Here is a 16,719-nt window from a genome sequence, read left to right on the forward strand (position 1 = left end):
ATGACCACCGACACCACCACGAAGGGCACCGCCCCGGCCACCGCGCCCGGCGAGACGGTCCTCGACGCCCGCGGCGTCACCATGCGCTTCGGCGGCCTCACCGCCGTGCGCTCGGTCGACCTCACCGTCAACAGCGGCGAGATCGTCGGCCTCATCGGCCCCAACGGCGCGGGGAAGACCACCTTCTTCAACTGCCTCACCGGTCTTTACATCCCCACCGAGGGCGAGGTCCGCTACAAGGGCACCGTCCTCCCCTCCAAGTCATTCAAGGTCACGGCTGCGGGCGTCGCGCGCACGTTCCAGAACATCCGCCTCTTCGGCAACATGACCGTTCTGGAGAATGTGCTCGTCGGCCGCCACACCCGTACCAACGAAGGCCTCTGGTCCGCACTCCTGCGCGGCCCCGGCTTCCACAAGGCCGAAGCCAAGTCCAAGGCACGGGCCATGGAACTCCTCGAGTTCATCGGCCTCGCCGAGAAGGCCGAGCACCTCGCGCGCAACCTCCCCTACGGCGAGCAGCGCAAGCTCGAGATCGCGCGGGCCCTGGCCAGCGACCCCGGCCTGCTCCTCCTCGACGAGCCGACGGCCGGCATGAACCCGCAGGAGACCCGGGCGACCGAGGAACTGGTCTTCGCCATCCGGGACATGGGCATCGCCGTCCTCGTCATCGAGCACGACATGCGCTTCATCTTCAACCTGTGCGACCGCGTCGCGGTACTCGTCCAGGGCGAGAAGCTCGTCGAGGGCGACAGCGAAACCGTCCAGGGAGACGAACGCGTCATCGCCGCCTACCTCGGAGAGCCCTTCGAGGGCGCCCCGGGCGAGGAAGAAGCAGCGGAAGTGGAAGCGGCTGAAACCGGGACCACCGGATCCGCAGGCAAGGAGAACGACTGATGACCGCACTTCTCGAAGTCGAGGACCTGCGCGTCGCCTACGGCAAGATCGAGGCCGTCAAAGGCATCTCGTTCAGCGTCGAGGCCGGCGAGGTCGTCACCCTCATCGGCACCAACGGCGCCGGTAAGACCACCACGCTGCGCACCCTCTCGGGCCTTCTGAAGCCCGTCGGCGGCCAGGTCAAGTTCAACGGCAAGTCCCTCAAGAAGGTGCCGGCCCACCAGATCGTCTCCCTCGGGCTCGCACACTCCCCCGAGGGGCGGCACATCTTCCCGCGCATGTCCATCGAGGACAATCTGCGGCTCGGCGCCTTCCTCCGCAACGACAAGGCGGGCATCGAGAAGGACATGCAGCGCGCCTACGACCTGTTCCCGATTCTGGGAGAGCGCAGGAAGCAGGCCGCGGGCACGCTGTCCGGCGGCGAGCAGCAGATGCTCGCCATGGGCCGGGCGCTGATGTCGCAGCCGAAGCTGCTCATGCTGGACGAGCCCTCGATGGGCCTGTCCCCGATCATGATGCAGAAGATCATGGCGACGATCGTCGAGCTCAAGGCCCAGGGCACCACGATTCTGCTCGTCGAGCAGAACGCCCAGGCCGCCCTCTCCCTGGCCGACCAGGCTCACGTCATGGAGATCGGCACCATCAAGCTCTCCGGCCCCGGCCGGGAGCTGCTCCACGACGAGTCCGTCCGCAAGACGTACCTCGGCGAGGACTGAGCCGCACACATACGGAAGGGCCCGCACCCCGGTCAGGGGGTGCGGGCCCTTCCGTATGCCTACTGGCCCTGCGCGGCCTTCTTCTCCTCCGCGTCCTCGATGACCGCCTCCGCGACCTGCTGCATCGACAGCCGCCGGTCCATCGACGTCTTCTGGATCCAGCGGAACGCGGCCGGCTCGGAGAGCCCGTACTGCGTCTGGAGAATGCTCTTTGCCCGGTCGACGAGCTTGCGCGTCTCCAGCCGCTGCGAGAGGTCCGCGACCTCCTGCTCCAGCGCCTTGAGCTCCGTGAAGCGGGAGACGGCCATCTCGATGGCCGGGACCACGTCACTCTTACTGAACGGCTTGACCAGATACGCCATCGCACCGGCGTCCCGGGCCCGCTCGACGAGGTCGCGCTGCGAGAACGCGGTCAGCATCAGGACCGGCGCGATGGACTCCTCGGCGATCTTCTCGGCCGCGGAGATCCCGTCCAGGACGGGCATCTTCACATCCAGGATGACGAGGTCCGGCCGGTGCTCCCGGGCGAGCTCGATGGCCCGCTGACCGTCTCCGGCCTCACCGACGACCGCGTAGCCCTCTTCCTCCAGCATTTCTTTGAGGTCGAGGCGAATGAGGGCCTCGTCCTCGGCGATCACGACGCGGGTCGTCAGCGGAGGGACATGCGACTTGTCGTCGTCGGCGGGCTGGGGCGAGTCGGGGGCGGTCACGCTGGGCTCCTCGTTCAGGGCATGTACAGCTCTCCATGAGCCTACCCAGCTGCGGTAAGGTGTTGCTGCGGCAGGTCAGGGGAAACCTTTGATTCTGTGAGCCCCGGTAGCCCAATTGGCAGCAGGCAATGGATTCAAAACCCATACAGTGTCGGTTCGAGTCCGACCCGGGGCACCTTTCCTTCGGTTCCAAGGTCACGTTGGAACAGTCGAGATTCACGTGAACGTGTGATCGCGTCGCCGTTCCGCTCCTCGGCCCTCAAAATCCGGCCAGGCTCGGCCGCATGTACGACGTTGATACTCGCAAGCGAGCCCTGTCACTCATCGCCCAAGGGTGCAGCCTGAACTCGGTAAGCAAGCAGGTTGGCATATCGCGCGCCGCAATCCGCGAGTGGCGGACGCGGATCGAACCCCTGCCACGCATGCAAGCCCCACCGTGCCCCAGATGTCTGCCCGATCCCGGAGTCCCCGACGATGCCGCCGCGTACTCCTATCTCCTGGGCCTCTACCTTGGCGATGGCTGCATCAGCGCCCACCCACGCGGCGGATACCACCTGCGAATCGCGTGCGCCGACGCGTGGCCCGGGCTTATCGACAGCTGCCGGTCCGCCGTCTTGGCCGTGCGCCCGGAGGGTAGTTGCTGCATCTTGCAGAAGCAGGGCTACGTCATGGTCACGAGCTACGGCAGGCACTGGCCGTGCCTCTTCCCCCAGCATGGGCCGGGCAAGAAGCACGAACGGAAGATCGCGCTCGAACCGTGGCAACAGGAGATCGTCGGCGCGCACCCTTGGGAGTTCATCCGCGGCCTGGTCCACTCCGACGGCTGTCGGATCACGAACTGGACCAGCCGCCTCGTCAACGGCGAGCAGAAACGCTACGAGTATCCGCGGTACTTCTTCACCAATGTCTCGGACGACATCCGGCAGCTCTACGTCGGTGCCCTCGACAACGTTGGCGTCGAGTGGAAGCAGGCCAACACGAAGAACATCTCCGTCGCCAAGCGCGCTTCCGTCGCGCTCATGGATCTGCACGTCGGGCCGAAGTACTGACCACCCGCCCCGACAGACCCAACCAGCCGCCTACGCGTGGCTGTCGTCCTCGCCGATGTGGTGCACCCGCACCAGGTTCGTGGAGCCCGGGACTCCGGGCGGGGAGCCTGCCGTGATCACCACGATGTCGCCCTTCTGGCAGCGGCCGATCTTCAGCAGCTCCTCGTCGACCTGGGCGACCATCGCGTCCGTCGAGTCGACATGCGGGCCGAGGAAGGTCTCCACTCCCCAGGTGAGGTTGAGCTGGGAGCGGGTGGCCGCGTCCGGTGTGAAGGCGAGCAGGGGGATCGGGGAGCGGTAGCGGGACAGGCGCTTGACGGTGTCGCCGGACTGGGTGAAGGCGACCAGGAACTTCGCGCCCAGGAAGTCACCCATCTCCGCGGCCGCGCGCGCCACCGCGCCGCCCTGGGTGCGGGGCTTGTTGCGCTCGGTCAGCGGCGGCAGGCCCTTGGCGAGCACGTCCTCCTCGGCCGCCTCCACGATGCGGCTCATCGTCTTCACCGTCTCGACGGGGTACTTCCCGACGCTCGTCTCGCCCGAGAGCATCACCGCGTCGGTGCCGTCGATGACGGCGTTGGCGACATCAGATGCCTCGGCGCGCGTGGGGCGGGAGTTGTCGATCATCGAGTCGAGCATCTGGGTCGCCACGATGACCGGCTTGGCGTTGCGCTTGGCGAGCTTGATGGCGCGCTTCTGGACGATCGGCACCTGCTCCAGAGGCATTTCGACGCCGAGGTCGCCGCGGGCGACCATGATGCCGTCGAAAGCAGCCACGATGTCGTCGATGTTCTCGACGGCCTGCGGCTTCTCGACCTTCGCGATGACGGGGAGCCGGCGGCCCTCCTCGTCCATGATGCGGTGGACGTCCTCGATGTCGCGTCCGTTGCGCACGAAGGAGAGCGCGATGATATCCGCGCCGATGCGCAGTGCCCAGCGGAGGTCTTCGATGTCCTTCTCGGACAGAGCGGGGACGGAGACGGCGACGCCGGGGAGGTTGAGGCCCTTGTGGTCGGAGATCATGCCGCCTTCGACGACGGTGGTGCGGACCCTGGGGCCGTCCACCGTGGTCACTTCCAGGGCGACCTTGCCGTCGTCGACGAGGATGCGCTCACCGATGGTGACGTCTCCGGCGAGGCCCGCGTAGGTGGTACCGCACATGTGGCGGTCGCCCTCGGTCTCCTCGACGGTGATGGTGAACTCGTCTCCGCGTTCAAGCAGTACGGGACCTTCGCGGAAGCGTCCCAGGCGGATCTTCGGACCTTGAAGGTCGGCCAGGACGCCGACGCTGCGGCCCGACTCGTCGGACGCTTTGCGAACGCGCTGATAGCGCTCCTCGTGCTCGGCGTAGGTGCCGTGGCTGAGGTTGAAGCGGGCGACGTCCATTCCGGCCTCGACCAGTGCCTTGATCTGGTCGTACGAGTCGGTGGCGGGCCCAAGAGTGCAGACGATCTTTGCTCGGCGCATATGTCGAGCCTAGGCCTTACCGGCCGGTAGAGAATTCGTCTCGCATGACCACTCAACAACCTTTACGTGAAGGGTTATTGACAAGTGTTTAATTGTGCGCGGGGGTGCTCCGATGAGCATTCCGGGCCGTCGGAGGCCACCCCTCAGTCGACCCGCTGATCACACTCCGTCACAGCTGTGGCGGCGTCATCGTAAAGCGGGCATTGACCTGCGCGTAGACGGTCTGGCGCTGTGGTTCCAGGTCCAGAGCGGGTGCGATTTCGGCGGATTCGGTGCCGCCGTACGCGGCCATGCGCATGGCACCGGGGGTTTGCGGCATTCCGTACGGCACGGCGTTCTCCGCGCCGAGGTCGGCGAGCTCGACCAGGGCGGCCAGCCGCGCGCCCAGCGCCTCGGCGTACTCACGGGCCCGCTGGACGGCCTCCTTCACGGCCTGGCGGCGGGCCTCGCCGTGGGCCGGCGAGTCCGGGCGCAGGGCCCACCAGGGGCCGTCGACGCGGGTCAGCTCAAGGTCCGCGAGACGGGTGGTGAGTTCACCGAGGGCGGTGAAGTCGCTGAGTTCCGCGGTGATGTGGACCCGGCCGTAGTACGCGCGCACGCGTTCGCCCCGGCCGTGCCGGGTCAGTTCGGGCGTGATGGAGAAGGCGCCGGTCTCCAGCTTCTCCACCGATTCGCCGTACGACTTGATCAGGTCCAGGACTGTGGAGTTGCGCCGGGTGAGGTCCTCCAGGGCGCTGCGCCGGTCCGTGCCGCGCGCGCTGACCGTGACGCCGATCCTGGCGATCTCCGGGTCGAACTCCAGCCGCGCCTCGCCGCGGACGGCGACCCGTGGTGTCTCCGGGGTGCCGTACGGGGCGGCGGTGGTGGGTGCGTCGGTGGTCACGGGCGGGCTCCCTCGTGTCGCGGTCGTCACGGACCACTCTCCCATCCGGGTCCGACAACGGGTGGTCACCAGATGGAAACCCCCAGGGGGTGTTGCGGGAGGTGGCTCCTGCGCCAGAATCTACGCGCGTTGTGCCATCTCAAGAGGGAGACGAAATGCCGCTCGATCGAAGGACGTTCCTTGGTACGTCCGCCGCTACCGGCGCCGGTGTCGCGCTTGCCGGAGCCACTGCATCCCCCGCCGCGGCGACGGGCCACACACGTCCGCCGAAGCGGTACTCGTTCACCGTCATGGGCACCACCGATCTGCACGGCAATGTCTTCAACTGGGACTACTTCACGGACAAGGAGTTCGACGACAAGACCCACAACGACGTGGGCCTGGCGAAGATCTCCACGCTGGTGAACAAGATCCGCGAGGAGAAGGGCCGGCGCAACACGCTCCTCATCGACGCCGGTGACACCATCCAGGGCACCCAGCTCTCGTACTACTACGCCAAGGTCGACCCGATCACGGCCCGGCGCGGTCCCGTGCACCCCATGGCGCAGGCCATGAACGCGATCGGGTACGACGCCGCGGCGCTCGGCAACCACGAGTTCAACTACGGCATCCCCGTGCTGCGCAAGTTCGAGGAGCAGTGCGACTTCCCGCTGCTCGGCGCGAACGCGCTGGACGCCAAGACGCTCCGCCCGGCCTTCCCGCCGTACAGCGTCCACCGCCTGTGCACTCCGCACGGCCGTGACGTCAAGGTCGCGGTGCTGGGTCTGACCAACCCCGGCATCGCCATCTGGGACAAGGCCAATGTCCAGGGCAAGATGGTCTTCCCGGGCCTTGAGGAGCAGGCCGCGAAGTGGGTGCCGAAGCTGCGCTCCATGGGCGCGGACGTCGTGATCGTCTCGGCTCACTCGGGTTCCAGCGGCACGTCCTCCTACGGCGACCAGCTCCCGTACATCGAGAACGCCGCGGGTCTGGTGGCCGAGCAGGTGCCCGGCATCGACGCGATACTCGTCGGCCACGCGCACACCGAGATCGCCGAGTACTTCGTCGCCAACAAGGAGACCGGCCAGAAGGTTGTGCTCTCCGAGCCGCTCAAGTGGGGCCAGCGGCTGACCCTGTTCGACTTCGACCTGGTGTGGGAGAAGGGCCGCTGGACGGTCGAGAAGGTCGGCGCGCAGGTCCTCAACTCCAACACGGCCGACGAGGACCCCAAGATCACCCGGCTGCTCGGCGACGAGCACAAGAAGGTCGTGGCCTACGTCAACCAGATCATCGGCACCTCCACGGCCGGCATGACCACGGCCGACGCGCCGTGGAAGGACGAGCCGATCATCGACCTGATCAACCACGTCCAGGCGGAGACGGTGAAGGGGGCGCTGGCCGGCGGCCAGTACGCCGCGCTGCCCGTCCTCTCGCAGGCCTCCTGTTTCTCCCGTACGGCCGCGATCCCGGCGGGCCAGGTGACCATCAGGGACGCGGCGGGGCTCTATGTCTTCGAGAACACCCTTGAGGCCCGGCTGCTGACCGGCGCGCAGATCAAGGACTATCTGGAGTTCTCGGCGCGCTACTTCGTGCAGACACCGGCGGGCGCTCCGGTCGACACCGCCAAGCTGACCAACGCGGACAACACCCCGGACTACAACTACGACGCGCTCTCGGGTGTCACGTACGAGATCGACATCGCCAAGCCGGCCGGTTCGCGGATCGCGAAGCTGTCCTTCGACGGCAAGCCGATCGATCCGGCCGCGCAGTTCGTGCTGGCCGTCAACAACTACCGGGCCAGCGGCGGCGGGAACTTCCCGCATGTCGCGCGCTCCCAGCAGCTGTGGGCGAATTCGGAGGAGATCCGCAACACGATCATCAACTGGGTGAAGGCGAAGGGCACGGTCGATCCGGCGCAGTTCGCCACGGTGGGCTGGAAGCTGACCCGTGAGGGTACGCCGGTCTTCTGATCAGGCGTGGTCCACGAGTGGGAGCAGGCCCGCCGGCGGGATCGCCGGGCGGGCCTGTTCGCGGTTCAGGCCGAAGCTGGTGAAGGCGGTGCGGCGCGGCAGCGGGTAGTGCTCCTCGCCGGTGAGGGAGTTGAGGATGCCGGCGCTGCGCCAGGCGGCGAGGCCGAGGTCGGGCGCGCCGACGCCGTGTGTGTGGCGCTCGGCGTTCTGTACGTAGACCGAGCCGGTCACCGGGGGGTCCAGGAGCAGCCGGAACCGGTCGTCGACGCGGGGGCGGCCGGAGGCGTCGCGGCGCATGTACGGGTCGAGGCCGGCCAGCATCCGGTCGAGCGGCCGTTCGCGGTAGCCGGTGGCCAGCACCACGGCGTTGGTGGTGAGCCGGGAGCGGGTGCCCTGCTGGGCGTGTTCCAGATGCAGCTCGACCTTGGTGGTGCCGACGCGGCCCGCGGTGCGCACGGTGACGCCGGGGGTGAGGACGGCGTCGGGCCAGCCGCCGTGCAGGGTGCGGCGGTAGAGCTCTTCGTGGATGGCGGCGATGGTGTCGGCGTCGATGCCCTTGTGGAGCTGCCACTGGCGCGGGACGAGAGCGTCGCGGGTCTGCTCGGGCAGTGCGTGGAAGTAGCGGGTGTAGTCGGGGGTGAAGTGCTCCAGGCCGAGCTTGGAGTACTCCATCGGTGCGAAGGCTTCCGTACGGGCCAGCCAGTGGATCTTCTCGGCCCCGGCCGGCCTGGCCCGCAGCAGGTCGAGGAAAACCTCCGCGCCGGACTGGCCGGAGCCGATGACCGTGATGTGCTCGGCGGCCAGCAGCCGTTCGCGGTTGCCGAGATAGTCCGCGGAGTGGATCACGGGGACTGCGGGGGCCTCGGCGAGGGGCCGCAGCGGCTCGGGGACGTACGGCTCGGTGCCGATGCCGAGCACGAGGTGTCGTGCGTAGGCGCGGCCCAGGGCCTCCGCCTCGCCCTCGGCGTCGAGCTGGGTGAAGTCCACTTCGAAGAGGTCCCGTTCGGGGTTCCAGCGGACGGCGTCGACCTGATGGCCGTAGTGCAGCCCGGGCAGACTGTCGCTGACCCAGCGGCAGTACGCGTCGTACTCGGCGCGCTGGATGTGGAACCGTTCGGCGAAGTAGAAGGGGAAGAGCCGGTCCCGGGATCGCAGATAGTTCAGGAACGACCAGGGGCTGGCCGGATCCGCGAGGGTCACCAGGTCGGCGAGGAACGGGACTTGGAGCGTGGCGCCCTCGATCAGCACGCCTGGGTGCCAGGTGAAGGCGGGCCGCTGTTCGTAGAAGGTCGCGGCGAGGCCGCCGGGGATGCCGTGGGCGAGGGCGGCGAGGGAGAGGTTGAAGGGGCCGATGCCGATGCCCACGAGGTCGTGGGGCTGGTCCTGTTCTGGTGCGGGCGTGCCGGTCATCGGGGGGTGCCTTCCACGAGTTCGATCAGGACTTCTTGGATCAGAGCGGTCAGGTCGCCGGGGGTGGCGTGGGGGTTGAGGAGGGTGGCCTTGAGCCAGAGGCGGCCGTCCGCGCGGGCACGGCCCAGGACGGCGCGGCCTGTGGTGAGGAGGGTGCGGCGGACGGCTGCGGTCTGTTCGTCGGTGGCCGCTGCGGGCCGGAACAGGACGGTGGTGAGGGTGGGGCGTTCGTACAGCTCCAGGTGCGGCTGCTTGTCGATCAGGTCCGCGAACTGTCCGGCGGCGGCGCAGGTGCGGTCGACGAGCGCGGCCAGGCCGGTGCGGCCGAGCGCCCGGAGGGTGACGGCGACCTTGAGGATGTCGGGGCGGCGGGTCGTCCGCAGGGAGCGGCCGAGCAGGTCGGGCAGTCCCGCTTCGGTGTCGTCCTCGGCGTTGAGATAGTCGGCGCGGACGGCGAGGGGCGCGAGGAGTGTCCGGTCCGGGACGGCGAGCAGCCCGGCGGCGACCGGCTGCCAGCCCAGTTTGTGCAGATCGAGGGTGACGGAGTGGGCGCGGTCGAGGCCGTTCAGCTTGGGGCGGTGCTGCTCGCTGAACAGGAGCGGTCCGCCGTACGCGGCGTCGATGTGGAGCTCCGCGCCGTGGCGGTCGCACAGGTCGGCGATCTCGGACAGCGGGTCGATCTGCCCGGTGTCGGTGGTCCCGGCGCTCGCCGCGACGAGGCGCGGGCCCGGCAGATCGGTGAGGGCATCGTCGAGCGCGGCCAGATCCAGGATGCCCGCGGGCGAGGGTACGGTCACCGGCTCGGGCAGGCCGAGCAGCCAGGCGGCGCGGTGCAGTGAGTGGTGGGCGGCGGACCCGCAGATCACCTGGACCGCGCCGTGGCGTTCGCGGGCGAGGAGCAGGCCGAGCAGATTGGACTCGGTACCCCCGGTGGTGACCAGGGCGTCCGGGTCCTGGGCGTGCGGGTAGACCTCCTTTGCCAGTGCCCTGCTCACGAGGGCTTCCAGCGCGGATGCGGCCGGAGCCTGGTCCCAGGAGTCCAGGGACGGGTTGAGCGCGGAGGCGGCGAGATCGGCGGCGACGGCGAGCGCGAGGGGGGAGGTGTGCAGGTGGGCTGCGCACCGGGGGTCGGCGGGGTCGGCGGCGCCGTGCGCGAGGGTGCGGACGAGGGTGCGCAGTGCCTCGTCGGCGCCGGTGCCGTGGTCGGGGAGCACGGGCTCGACGGCCTCGCGCACCCGGGCGGCGACGGCGTCGGGGCCGCCGCTCGGCAGCGGGCCGCCGCGGGCCGCCGCGCCGTCGCGGAGCGCGTCGAGGACGACGGCGAGCAGGGGCCGCAGGGCGTCGGGGCCTGCGGTACCTCCGGCGAGGGCGGGGAGGCCGGGCGGCGGCGTACTCATGCGGGTCCTTCGGTGAGCGCGGGGGCGGGGTGCGCGCATTGCTCAACGATCCGGACGCGAAAGGGGTATTGGTGGGTGGGGGTGGGGGTGGGGGTGGGGGTGGGGGGCGCCTGCGGCGGGCCTTCCCCTACCCGCCCCTTCCCGTAACCGGGGCTCCGCCCCGGACCCCGCTCCTCAAACGCCGGAGGGGCTGAGATGTGCGGCCCAGCCGCACATCCAGCCCCGCCGGCACTTGAGGCGTGCTAGCCCGCCCGCACCGACAGTGCGCGGCGCAGGTCGTCCAGTTGGTCGACCAGTTTGCGGCGCAGGGCCGGGAGCATGTCCGTGTTGCTCAGGCACTCCTCGCCCAGGGTCAGCGCATCCTCGTCCACCGCGTGGAGCGGGAAGGCGTAGCGGCCCGCGGCCTCCGCGATGGCCGGGCCGCGGCGGGCGGCGAGGGCCACCGAGTCCGGGTAGTAGCGGGCGACGTACTCCCGTACCAGATCGGCCTGTTCGGGCTGCCAGAAGCCCTGCGCCGTGGCGGTGAACAGGTAGTTGGACAGCGAGTCGGTGGTGAACAGCCGCTGCCAGGCCGCCGCCTTCGCCTCGGCCGTGGGCAGCGCGGCACGGCAACGGGCCGCGCCCTCCTGGCCGGTGGCGCTCGGGTCGCGGTCCAGTTCGGCCGCGATCGCCGCCTCGTCGCTCGCGCCGAGGACGGCGAGCCGGTACAGGATCCGCCAGCGCAGCTCGGGGTCGAGCTCGGGACCGCCGGGGACACTGCCGTCGCCGATCCACTCCTGGAGCGTCTCCGGCTGCGCGGCCGCGTCGATGAAGTGGCGTACGGCGGTCAGCCGCAGGCCGGGCTCGCTGCCGTCCTCGGTGCGGCGCAGCAGATCCCGGCAGATGCCCCGGATCGCGCCGAGCGCGGCGGGCCGCTCGTCGGCGGGGAGGTAGCGGTCGGCGAGCTGGGTCGCGGCGAAGGCGAGGACGCCCTGGACGACGGCGAGGTCCGTTTCGCGCGGGAGGTGGGCGCGGGCGGCCTCCAGGTAGGCGGCGGGGGCGAGTTCGCCGTCGCGGACCATGTCGCGGGCGGCGTTCCAGACGACCGTGCGGGTCAGCGGGTCCGGGATGCCGGAGAGGGAGCGTACGGCGGTGTCCCAGGAGGTGGCGTCGAGACGGACCTTGGCGTAGCTGGCGTCGCCGTCGTTGAGGACGACGAGGGCCGGGCGGCGGCCGGGGTGGGGGCCGCTGCCGTTCTGCGGGATGTCCAGTTCGAGGCGGTCGCGCAGCACGAGCCGGCCGGTGTGCACGGGGTCGGTGTCGTACGCGCCGACGGCGATGCGGTGCGGGCGGCTGCCGTCGCGGGCGACCTTGAGCGACCAGGTGCCCTCGGACTCAGAGACGGTCGGGGTGAGGGTGTCAACGCCGGTCGTACGCAGCCAGGCCTCGGCCCAGCCGGGCACGTCGCGGTCCGTGGCGCCCGCCAGTGAGTCGATGAAGTCGGCGAGGGTGGCATTGCCGAACTTGTGCCGGGCGAAGTGGGTGTTGATGCCTGCCAGGAAGTCCTTCTCGCCCAGCCAGGTGACCAGTTGGCGCAGGGCGGAGGCGCCCTTGGCGTAGGAGATGCCGTCGAAGTTGAGCATCGCGGACGCGGTGTCGGGGACGGCGTCCGGGTCGGGGGCGACGGGGTGGGTGGAGGGCCGCTGGTCGGCGTCGTAGCCCCAGGACTTGCGGCCGATGCCGAAGTCGACCCAGGTGTCGGTGAAGCGGGTGGCCTCGGTGAGGGTCTGGTAGCCCATGTATTCGGCGAAGGACTCATTGAGCCAGATGTCGTCCCACCACCTGAGCGTGACGAGATCGCCGAACCACATGTGGGCCATCTCGTGGGCGATGACCATGGCGCGGGTCTGCCGCTCGGTGTCGGTGACGGCGGAGCGGTAGATGAACTCGTCACGGAAGGTGACCAGGCCCGGGTTCTCCATCGCGCCGGCGTTGAACTCGGGCACGAAGGCCTGGTCGTAGGAGTCGAAGGGGTAGGGCTCCTCGAACTTCTCGTGGTACCGGTCGTAGCACTGGCGGGTGATCTCGAGGATCTCGTCGGCGTCCGCGTCCAGGTACGGGGCGAGCGAGCGGCGGCAGTGGAGACCGAAGGGCAGTCCGGCGTGCTCGGTGCGTACGGAGTGCCAGGGGCCGGCGGCCACGGCCGCGAAGTAGGTGGCGAGCGGCTGGGTGGGGGCGCAGGTCCACTTGCCGTCGCCCTGGTGCGTGGCGATGCCGTTGCCGAGGACGGTCCAGCCCTCGGGGGCGGTGACGGAGAGCTCGAAGACGGCCTTGAGGTCGGGCTGGTCGAACGCGGCGAAGACGCGCTGGACGTCGTCCATGAACATCTGGGTGTAGACGTAGACCTCACCGTCGGTGGGGTCGGTGAAGCGGTGCATTCCCTCGCCGGTGCGGGAGTAGCGCATCTGGGCGTCGACGTGCAGCTCGTGCTCTCCGGCGCTCAGGCCGGTGAGCGCGAGCCGGTTCTCGACGAGTGACTCCGGGTCTATGGGCTGTCCGTCGAGGGTGACGGAGCGCAGGACGGCCGGCTTGAGCTCGACGAAGGTGTCCCCGGTGGCGCGGGCCGTGAAGTGGATGACGGTCCGGGAGTCGAAGGACTCTTCACCGCCGCTGAGATCGAGGTCGATCGTGTAGCGGTGGACGTCGAGGAGCTGGGCTCGGGTCTGCGCTTCGTCGCGCGTCAATACGGGCATGGGGCCATGCTGCCTGATGGGACCTGCCCCGCACACGGGGTATTGGTTTCGCCGTCAGCGCACGGGACCGGGGGGTGGCTCAGGAGTCGGACGCAGGGGGCGGGCCGGCCGCGATCGTCTCGTGGTGGCGGATCACCTCGGCGATGATGAAGTTGAGCAGTTTCTCCGCGAAGGCGGGGTCCAGTTTCGCGCTCTCGGCGAGCTGCCTCAGCCGCTCGATCTGGCGGGACTCACGGTCCGGGTCGGCGGGCGGGAGATGGTGCTCGGCCTTGAGGTGGCCGACCTGCTGAGTGCATTTGAAGCGCTCCGCGAGCATATGGACGACCGCCGCGTCGATGTTGTCGATGCTCTCGCGCAGACGGTTCAGTTCGGCGCGTACGCCTTCGTCGATGTCCCTCGTGGTCATGGTCATCGAGCTTACGTGGCCGGGCGTGCGCCGATCACGTGGCGATCGCCTGGTGGTCACCAGGGTGATCAGGTGGTGATCGTCGGCGGGTGCTCGGGGTCCGGGATCTGGTTGCTCCAGCCGCCGGGGACGCTGCGGCCCTGCTGCTCGCGGAAGCGGATGGGGGCGGTGCCGACGCGGCGGGTGAAGAGGCGGGAGAAGTACGCCGGGTCCTCGTAGCCGACCCGGCGGGCGACGGCGGCGACGGGGAGTTCGGTGGCGGCGAGCAGTTCCTTGGCGCGGCCGAGGCGGATGCCGAGGAGGTAGTCCTTGGGGCTGCAGCCCGCGCCGCGGCGCACTGCGGTGCGCAGTTCGGCGGGGGTCATGCCGTGCCGGGCCGCGTGCTCGGCGACGGAGAGCGGCCGGAAGGCGTCGCGGGCCAGCGCGGTGAGCACCGGGTCGCCCTCGGCGTTGGTGTCGGCGCGGGCGCGGCGCAGGGCGACGAGCAGCTCGTGGACGGCGGCGCCGGTCTCGACCTCCAGGAGCGGGTTGCCGCGGCGGGCGGCCCGTGCGATACGGCCGACGGCGGCGCGGGCGCCCGCGGCGTCGGAGAGGGGGACGACGGGCCGCTCGGGCTCTATGTAGCCCAGTTCGGTGTAGGTGGCGGTGGCGGGCCCGGTGAAGTCGACGAAGCCCTCGTCCCAGCCGCCGGCCGGATCGGGGCCGTAGTGGTGCGGCACGCCGGGCGTGAGCCAGATGAGCGCGGGCGCCTTGACGGTGGTGCGGCGCCCGTCGGGAGCGCGGAACCAGCCGCTGCCCGCGCTGATCACGACGGCGACATGGTGGTCCAGGGTGCGGGGTCCGACGGTGGGCAGGACGCCGTGCTGGAGGCCGACGCCGAGGCAGGCCAGGCCGAGGCGGTGATGGACCGGGCTCGGGGTGAAATAGCGCATCCAGGTGTGGTACATCCGCTTCTCTCCCCTTCCCCGGGCTCCGGGTGCCTGAGTTGCGTCCAAACAGCGCCGATCTTTGTCCATGGACCGGCTCGCCGCCAGGGGGCGATGGTTGGTCGCGGTACGTGACCAGGTCCTGTCCGGTCGATCAGGCCGGGTCAGGGAGCGGGGTCTGGTGCGTGCAGCTGCAGGCCGGAGGATGGGGGTCCCCCCGCCGAAGGCAGGGGGAGAGCCGACGCGGAGCGTCGGCGACTGATGCAACGCGGCATGGGGGCACCTCCCGTGCCCGAAGGGCTACGGGGGAGTGCGTGCCAGGGCACGCGAGCCCGGCAAGATCGGCCGGACAGGGCCTGGGTGAGGGGCGATACGTGGCTGAGTTCACGGTGGGTGATACGGACTTCCTGATGGGCGGGCGGCCCGTACGGCTGTTGTCGGGCGCGCTGCACTACTTCCGGGTGCACGAGGAGCAGTGGGACCACCGGCTGGCGATGCTGCGGGCGATGGGCCTCAACTGCGTCGAGACGTACGTCCCCTGGAACCTTCACGAGCCGGAGCCCGGCCGGTATGCCGACGCGGACGCGCTGGGCCGTTTCCTGGACGCCGCGCGCGGGGCGGGACTGTGGGCGATCGTGCGGCCGGGTCCGTACATCTGCGCCGAGTGGGAGAACGGCGGGCTTCCGCACTGGCTGACGGGGCGGCTCGGACGGCGGGTGCGCACGGAGGACGCCGAGTATCTGGGGCATGTGGAGCGCTGGTTCACCCGGCTCCTGCCGCAGGTCGTGGAGCGGCAGATCACGTTCGGCGGGCCGGTGATCATGGTGCAGGCCGAGAACGAGTACGGCAGTTACGGCTCCGACCAGAACTATCTGCGCCATCTCGTGGACCTGCTGAGGGGCTGCGGGGTGAGCGTGCCGCTGGTCACCTCCGACGGGCCCGAGGACCACATGCTCACCGGCGGCTCGGTGCCGGGCGTGCTCGCGACGGTGAACTTCGGGTCCGGGGCGCGGGAGGCCTTCGCCACGCTGCGCCGGCATCAGCCCGCCGGACCGCTGATGTGCATGGAGTTCTGGTGCGGCTGGTTCGATCACTGGGGCGACGACCATGTCGAGCGCAGGCCCGCGGACGCGGCGGCGGCGCTGCGGGAGATCCTTGACGCGGGCGCGTCGGTGAATGTGTACATGGCGCACGGCGGAACGAATTTCGCGGGCTGGGCCGGGGCGAACCGCGCGGGCGATCTCCAGGACCTCGAACTGGAGCCGACCGTCACCTCCTACGACTACGACGCGCCGATCGACGAGGCCGGGCGTCCCACCGAGAAGTTCTTCAGGCTCCGCGAGGTCCTGGCGCGCCATCACGACGGACCGCTGCCCAAACTGCCGCCCGAGCCCGCCGTCCTGGGCGCGCGGCTGCGGGCGGACCTTCGGGCGTGGGCGCCGCTCGATGATGTGCTGGAGGCGCTCGGCGACGACGAGGTGGAGGCTCCCGTGCCGCCCACCTTCGAGGAACTGGGCGTGGACCGCGGTCTGGTCCGCTACCAGGTGGCTGTGCCGGGCCCGCGCCGGCCGTTTCCGCTGAGCGTCGCCGGCTTGCGGGACCGGGCCGTCGTGTACGTGGACGGGGTCGCGGCGGGTGTGCTGAGCGGCGAGTACGAGGCCCTGGCTGAGCCGGTTGCCGGTCCCGCGTCGGTGGAGCTGTGGGTGGAGTCGCTCGGTCGCGTCAATTACGGGCCGCGGACGGGCGAGTCCAAGGGCATCACGGGCGGGGTGCTGCACGAGCGGCAGTATCTGCACGGCGTACGGGCGCGGGGGCTGCGGCTGGCCGCGTTCGAGCCGGCGGCGGTGGACAAGGTGCCCTTCCGGGTGCCCGAGGGGGGTGCGGCGGGCCTTTACCGCGGCTCTTTCGATGCGGCCGCGGCGGGGGATGCGAGGCTCGAACTCCCCGGCTGGACGCGGGGGTTCGTGTGGGTCAACGGCTTCTGCCTGGGGCGGTACTGGGCGGTGGGGCCGCAGCGGTCGCTGTTCGTACCGGGGCCGGTGCTGCGGGAAGGGGCGAACGAGGTGTGGGTGCTGGAGCTGGAGGGGGCGGGGGGTTCGTTGTGGCTGGGCTGAGTCCTGCTCCTGAAGGGGCAGGTGCTGGACCGACGCGCCCAGCACCTGCCCCTCACCTCTCACGTACGG

The 16,719-nt window shown here is 70.1% G+C and carries 13 protein-coding genes and 1 tRNA gene; 6 read left to right on the top strand and 8 right to left on the bottom strand.

Features of this window, described 5'->3' with window-relative positions; all coding sequences use genetic code 11:
* The gene (locus OG741_RS10385; RefSeq protein ID WP_405596491.1) at positions 1-894 is read left to right on the top strand and encodes an ABC transporter ATP-binding protein; all 894 of its coding nucleotides are present in this window, start codon (positions 1-3) and stop codon (positions 892-894) included.
* Positions 894-1,610: an ABC transporter ATP-binding protein gene (locus tag OG741_RS10390; protein WP_405596492.1), complete on the top strand. Its 717-nt coding sequence runs from the start codon at positions 894-896 to the stop codon at positions 1,608-1,610. Before OG741_RS10385 ends, OG741_RS10390 begins: the two co-directional genes overlap by 1 nt.
* A gap of 59 nt (positions 1,611-1,669) precedes the next feature.
* Here the strand turns inward: OG741_RS10390 and OG741_RS10395 are convergent, their stop codons facing one another.
* The gene (locus OG741_RS10395) at positions 1,670-2,320 is read right to left on the bottom strand and encodes an ANTAR domain-containing response regulator (protein WP_266477505.1); all 651 of its coding nucleotides are present in this window, start codon (positions 2,318-2,320) and stop codon (positions 1,670-1,672) included.
* A 100-nt stretch (positions 2,321-2,420) separates the two neighbouring features.
* Here OG741_RS10395 and OG741_RS10400 point away from each other — a divergent pair.
* Both OG741_RS10400 and OG741_RS10405 read left to right on the top strand, forming a co-directional pair.
* A tRNA-Leu gene (locus OG741_RS10400) sits at positions 2,421-2,495 on the top strand.
* A gap of 109 nt (positions 2,496-2,604) precedes the next feature.
* Positions 2,605-3,369, top strand: a complete 765-nt coding sequence (locus tag OG741_RS10405; protein WP_405596493.1) for a hypothetical protein — start codon at positions 2,605-2,607, stop codon at positions 3,367-3,369.
* 30 nt (positions 3,370-3,399) lie between these two features.
* Here OG741_RS10405 and pyk read toward each other — a convergent pair whose 3' ends face one another.
* Together pyk and OG741_RS10415 are read right to left on the bottom strand one after the other, a co-directional pair.
* Positions 3,400-4,833 (bottom strand): pyruvate kinase, encoded by a 1,434-nt coding sequence (pyk, locus tag OG741_RS10410; RefSeq protein ID WP_405596494.1) that lies wholly within the window; start codon positions 4,831-4,833, stop codon positions 3,400-3,402.
* 169 nt (positions 4,834-5,002) lie between these two features.
* On the bottom strand, positions 5,003-5,761 hold the full coding sequence (locus OG741_RS10415) for an SIMPL domain-containing protein (protein WP_405596495.1): 759 nt from the start codon (positions 5,759-5,761) through the stop codon (positions 5,003-5,005).
* A gap of 110 nt (positions 5,762-5,871) precedes the next feature.
* On the opposite strand from OG741_RS10415, the gene OG741_RS10420 reads away from it, so the two are divergent.
* The gene (locus OG741_RS10420; RefSeq protein WP_405596497.1) at positions 5,872-7,665 is read left to right on the top strand and encodes a bifunctional metallophosphatase/5'-nucleotidase; all 1,794 of its coding nucleotides are present in this window, start codon (positions 5,872-5,874) and stop codon (positions 7,663-7,665) included.
* On the opposite strand, the gene OG741_RS10425 is transcribed toward OG741_RS10420, so the two are convergent.
* The 5 genes from OG741_RS10425 to OG741_RS10445 form a co-directional block, all read right to left on the bottom strand.
* On the bottom strand, positions 7,666-9,075 hold the full coding sequence (locus OG741_RS10425) for a lysine N(6)-hydroxylase/L-ornithine N(5)-oxygenase family protein (protein WP_405596498.1): 1,410 nt from the start codon (positions 9,073-9,075) through the stop codon (positions 7,666-7,668). It abuts the gene before it with no gap.
* On the bottom strand, positions 9,072-10,472 hold the full coding sequence (locus OG741_RS10430; protein WP_405596499.1) for a pyridoxal phosphate-dependent decarboxylase family protein: 1,401 nt from the start codon (positions 10,470-10,472) through the stop codon (positions 9,072-9,074). The genes OG741_RS10425 and OG741_RS10430 overlap by 4 nt, the downstream gene beginning before the upstream one ends.
* Positions 10,473-10,714: 242 nt before the next feature.
* The gene (pepN, locus tag OG741_RS10435; RefSeq protein WP_405596500.1) at positions 10,715-13,204 is read right to left on the bottom strand and encodes an aminopeptidase N; all 2,490 of its coding nucleotides are present in this window, start codon (positions 13,202-13,204) and stop codon (positions 10,715-10,717) included.
* 79 nt (positions 13,205-13,283) lie between these two features.
* Positions 13,284-13,610 carry a chorismate mutase gene (locus tag OG741_RS10440; protein ID WP_405596501.1) on the bottom strand — a complete coding sequence of 109 codons (327 nt, stop codon included), beginning with the start codon at positions 13,608-13,610 and terminating at the stop codon, positions 13,284-13,286.
* Between the two features lie 68 nt (positions 13,611-13,678).
* Complete coding sequence (locus tag OG741_RS10445; protein ID WP_405596502.1) at positions 13,679-14,557, bottom strand: helix-turn-helix domain-containing protein; 879 nt, start codon at positions 14,555-14,557, stop codon at positions 13,679-13,681.
* Positions 14,558-14,910: 353 nt separating this feature from the next.
* On the opposite strand from OG741_RS10445, the gene OG741_RS10450 reads away from it, so the two are divergent.
* Positions 14,911-16,650, top strand: coding sequence for a glycoside hydrolase family 35 protein (locus tag OG741_RS10450; protein WP_405596504.1), 1,740 nt, complete (start codon positions 14,911-14,913; stop codon positions 16,648-16,650).
* The last annotated feature ends 69 nt before the right edge of the window (positions 16,651-16,719 follow it).

The sequence above is a fragment of the Streptomyces sp. NBC_01410 genome (genome assembly GCF_045040195.1).
Classification (GTDB): Bacteria; Actinomycetota; Actinomycetes; order Streptomycetales; family Streptomycetaceae; genus Streptomyces.

Excerpts from the sequence above, each read along its gene's own strand:
- OG741_RS10440 (WP_405596501.1), bottom strand. The coding sequence starts at position 13,610 with ATGACCACGAGGGACATCGACGAAGGCGTACGCGCCGAACTGAACCGT.
- OG741_RS10385 (WP_405596491.1), top strand. The coding sequence starts at position 1 with ATGACCACCGACACCACCACGAAGGGCACCGCCCCGGCCACCGCGCCC.
- pyk (WP_405596494.1), bottom strand. The coding sequence starts at position 4,833 with ATGCGCCGAGCAAAGATCGTCTGCACTCTTGGGCCCGCCACCGACTCG.
- OG741_RS10420 (WP_405596497.1), top strand. The coding sequence starts at position 5,872 with ATGCCGCTCGATCGAAGGACGTTCCTTGGTACGTCCGCCGCTACCGGC.
- OG741_RS10390 (WP_405596492.1), top strand. The coding sequence starts at position 894 with ATGACCGCACTTCTCGAAGTCGAGGACCTGCGCGTCGCCTACGGCAAG.
- OG741_RS10425 (WP_405596498.1), bottom strand. The coding sequence starts at position 9,075 with ATGACCGGCACGCCCGCACCAGAACAGGACCAGCCCCACGACCTCGTG.
- OG741_RS10445 (WP_405596502.1), bottom strand. The coding sequence starts at position 14,557 with ATGTACCACACCTGGATGCGCTATTTCACCCCGAGCCCGGTCCATCAC.
- pepN (WP_405596500.1), bottom strand. The coding sequence starts at position 13,204 with ATGCCCGTATTGACGCGCGACGAAGCGCAGACCCGAGCCCAGCTCCTC.
- OG741_RS10430 (WP_405596499.1), bottom strand. The coding sequence starts at position 10,472 with ATGAGTACGCCGCCGCCCGGCCTCCCCGCCCTCGCCGGAGGTACCGCA.
- OG741_RS10415 (WP_405596495.1), bottom strand. The coding sequence starts at position 5,761 with ATGGGAGAGTGGTCCGTGACGACCGCGACACGAGGGAGCCCGCCCGTG.
- OG741_RS10405 (WP_405596493.1), top strand. The coding sequence starts at position 2,605 with ATGTACGACGTTGATACTCGCAAGCGAGCCCTGTCACTCATCGCCCAA.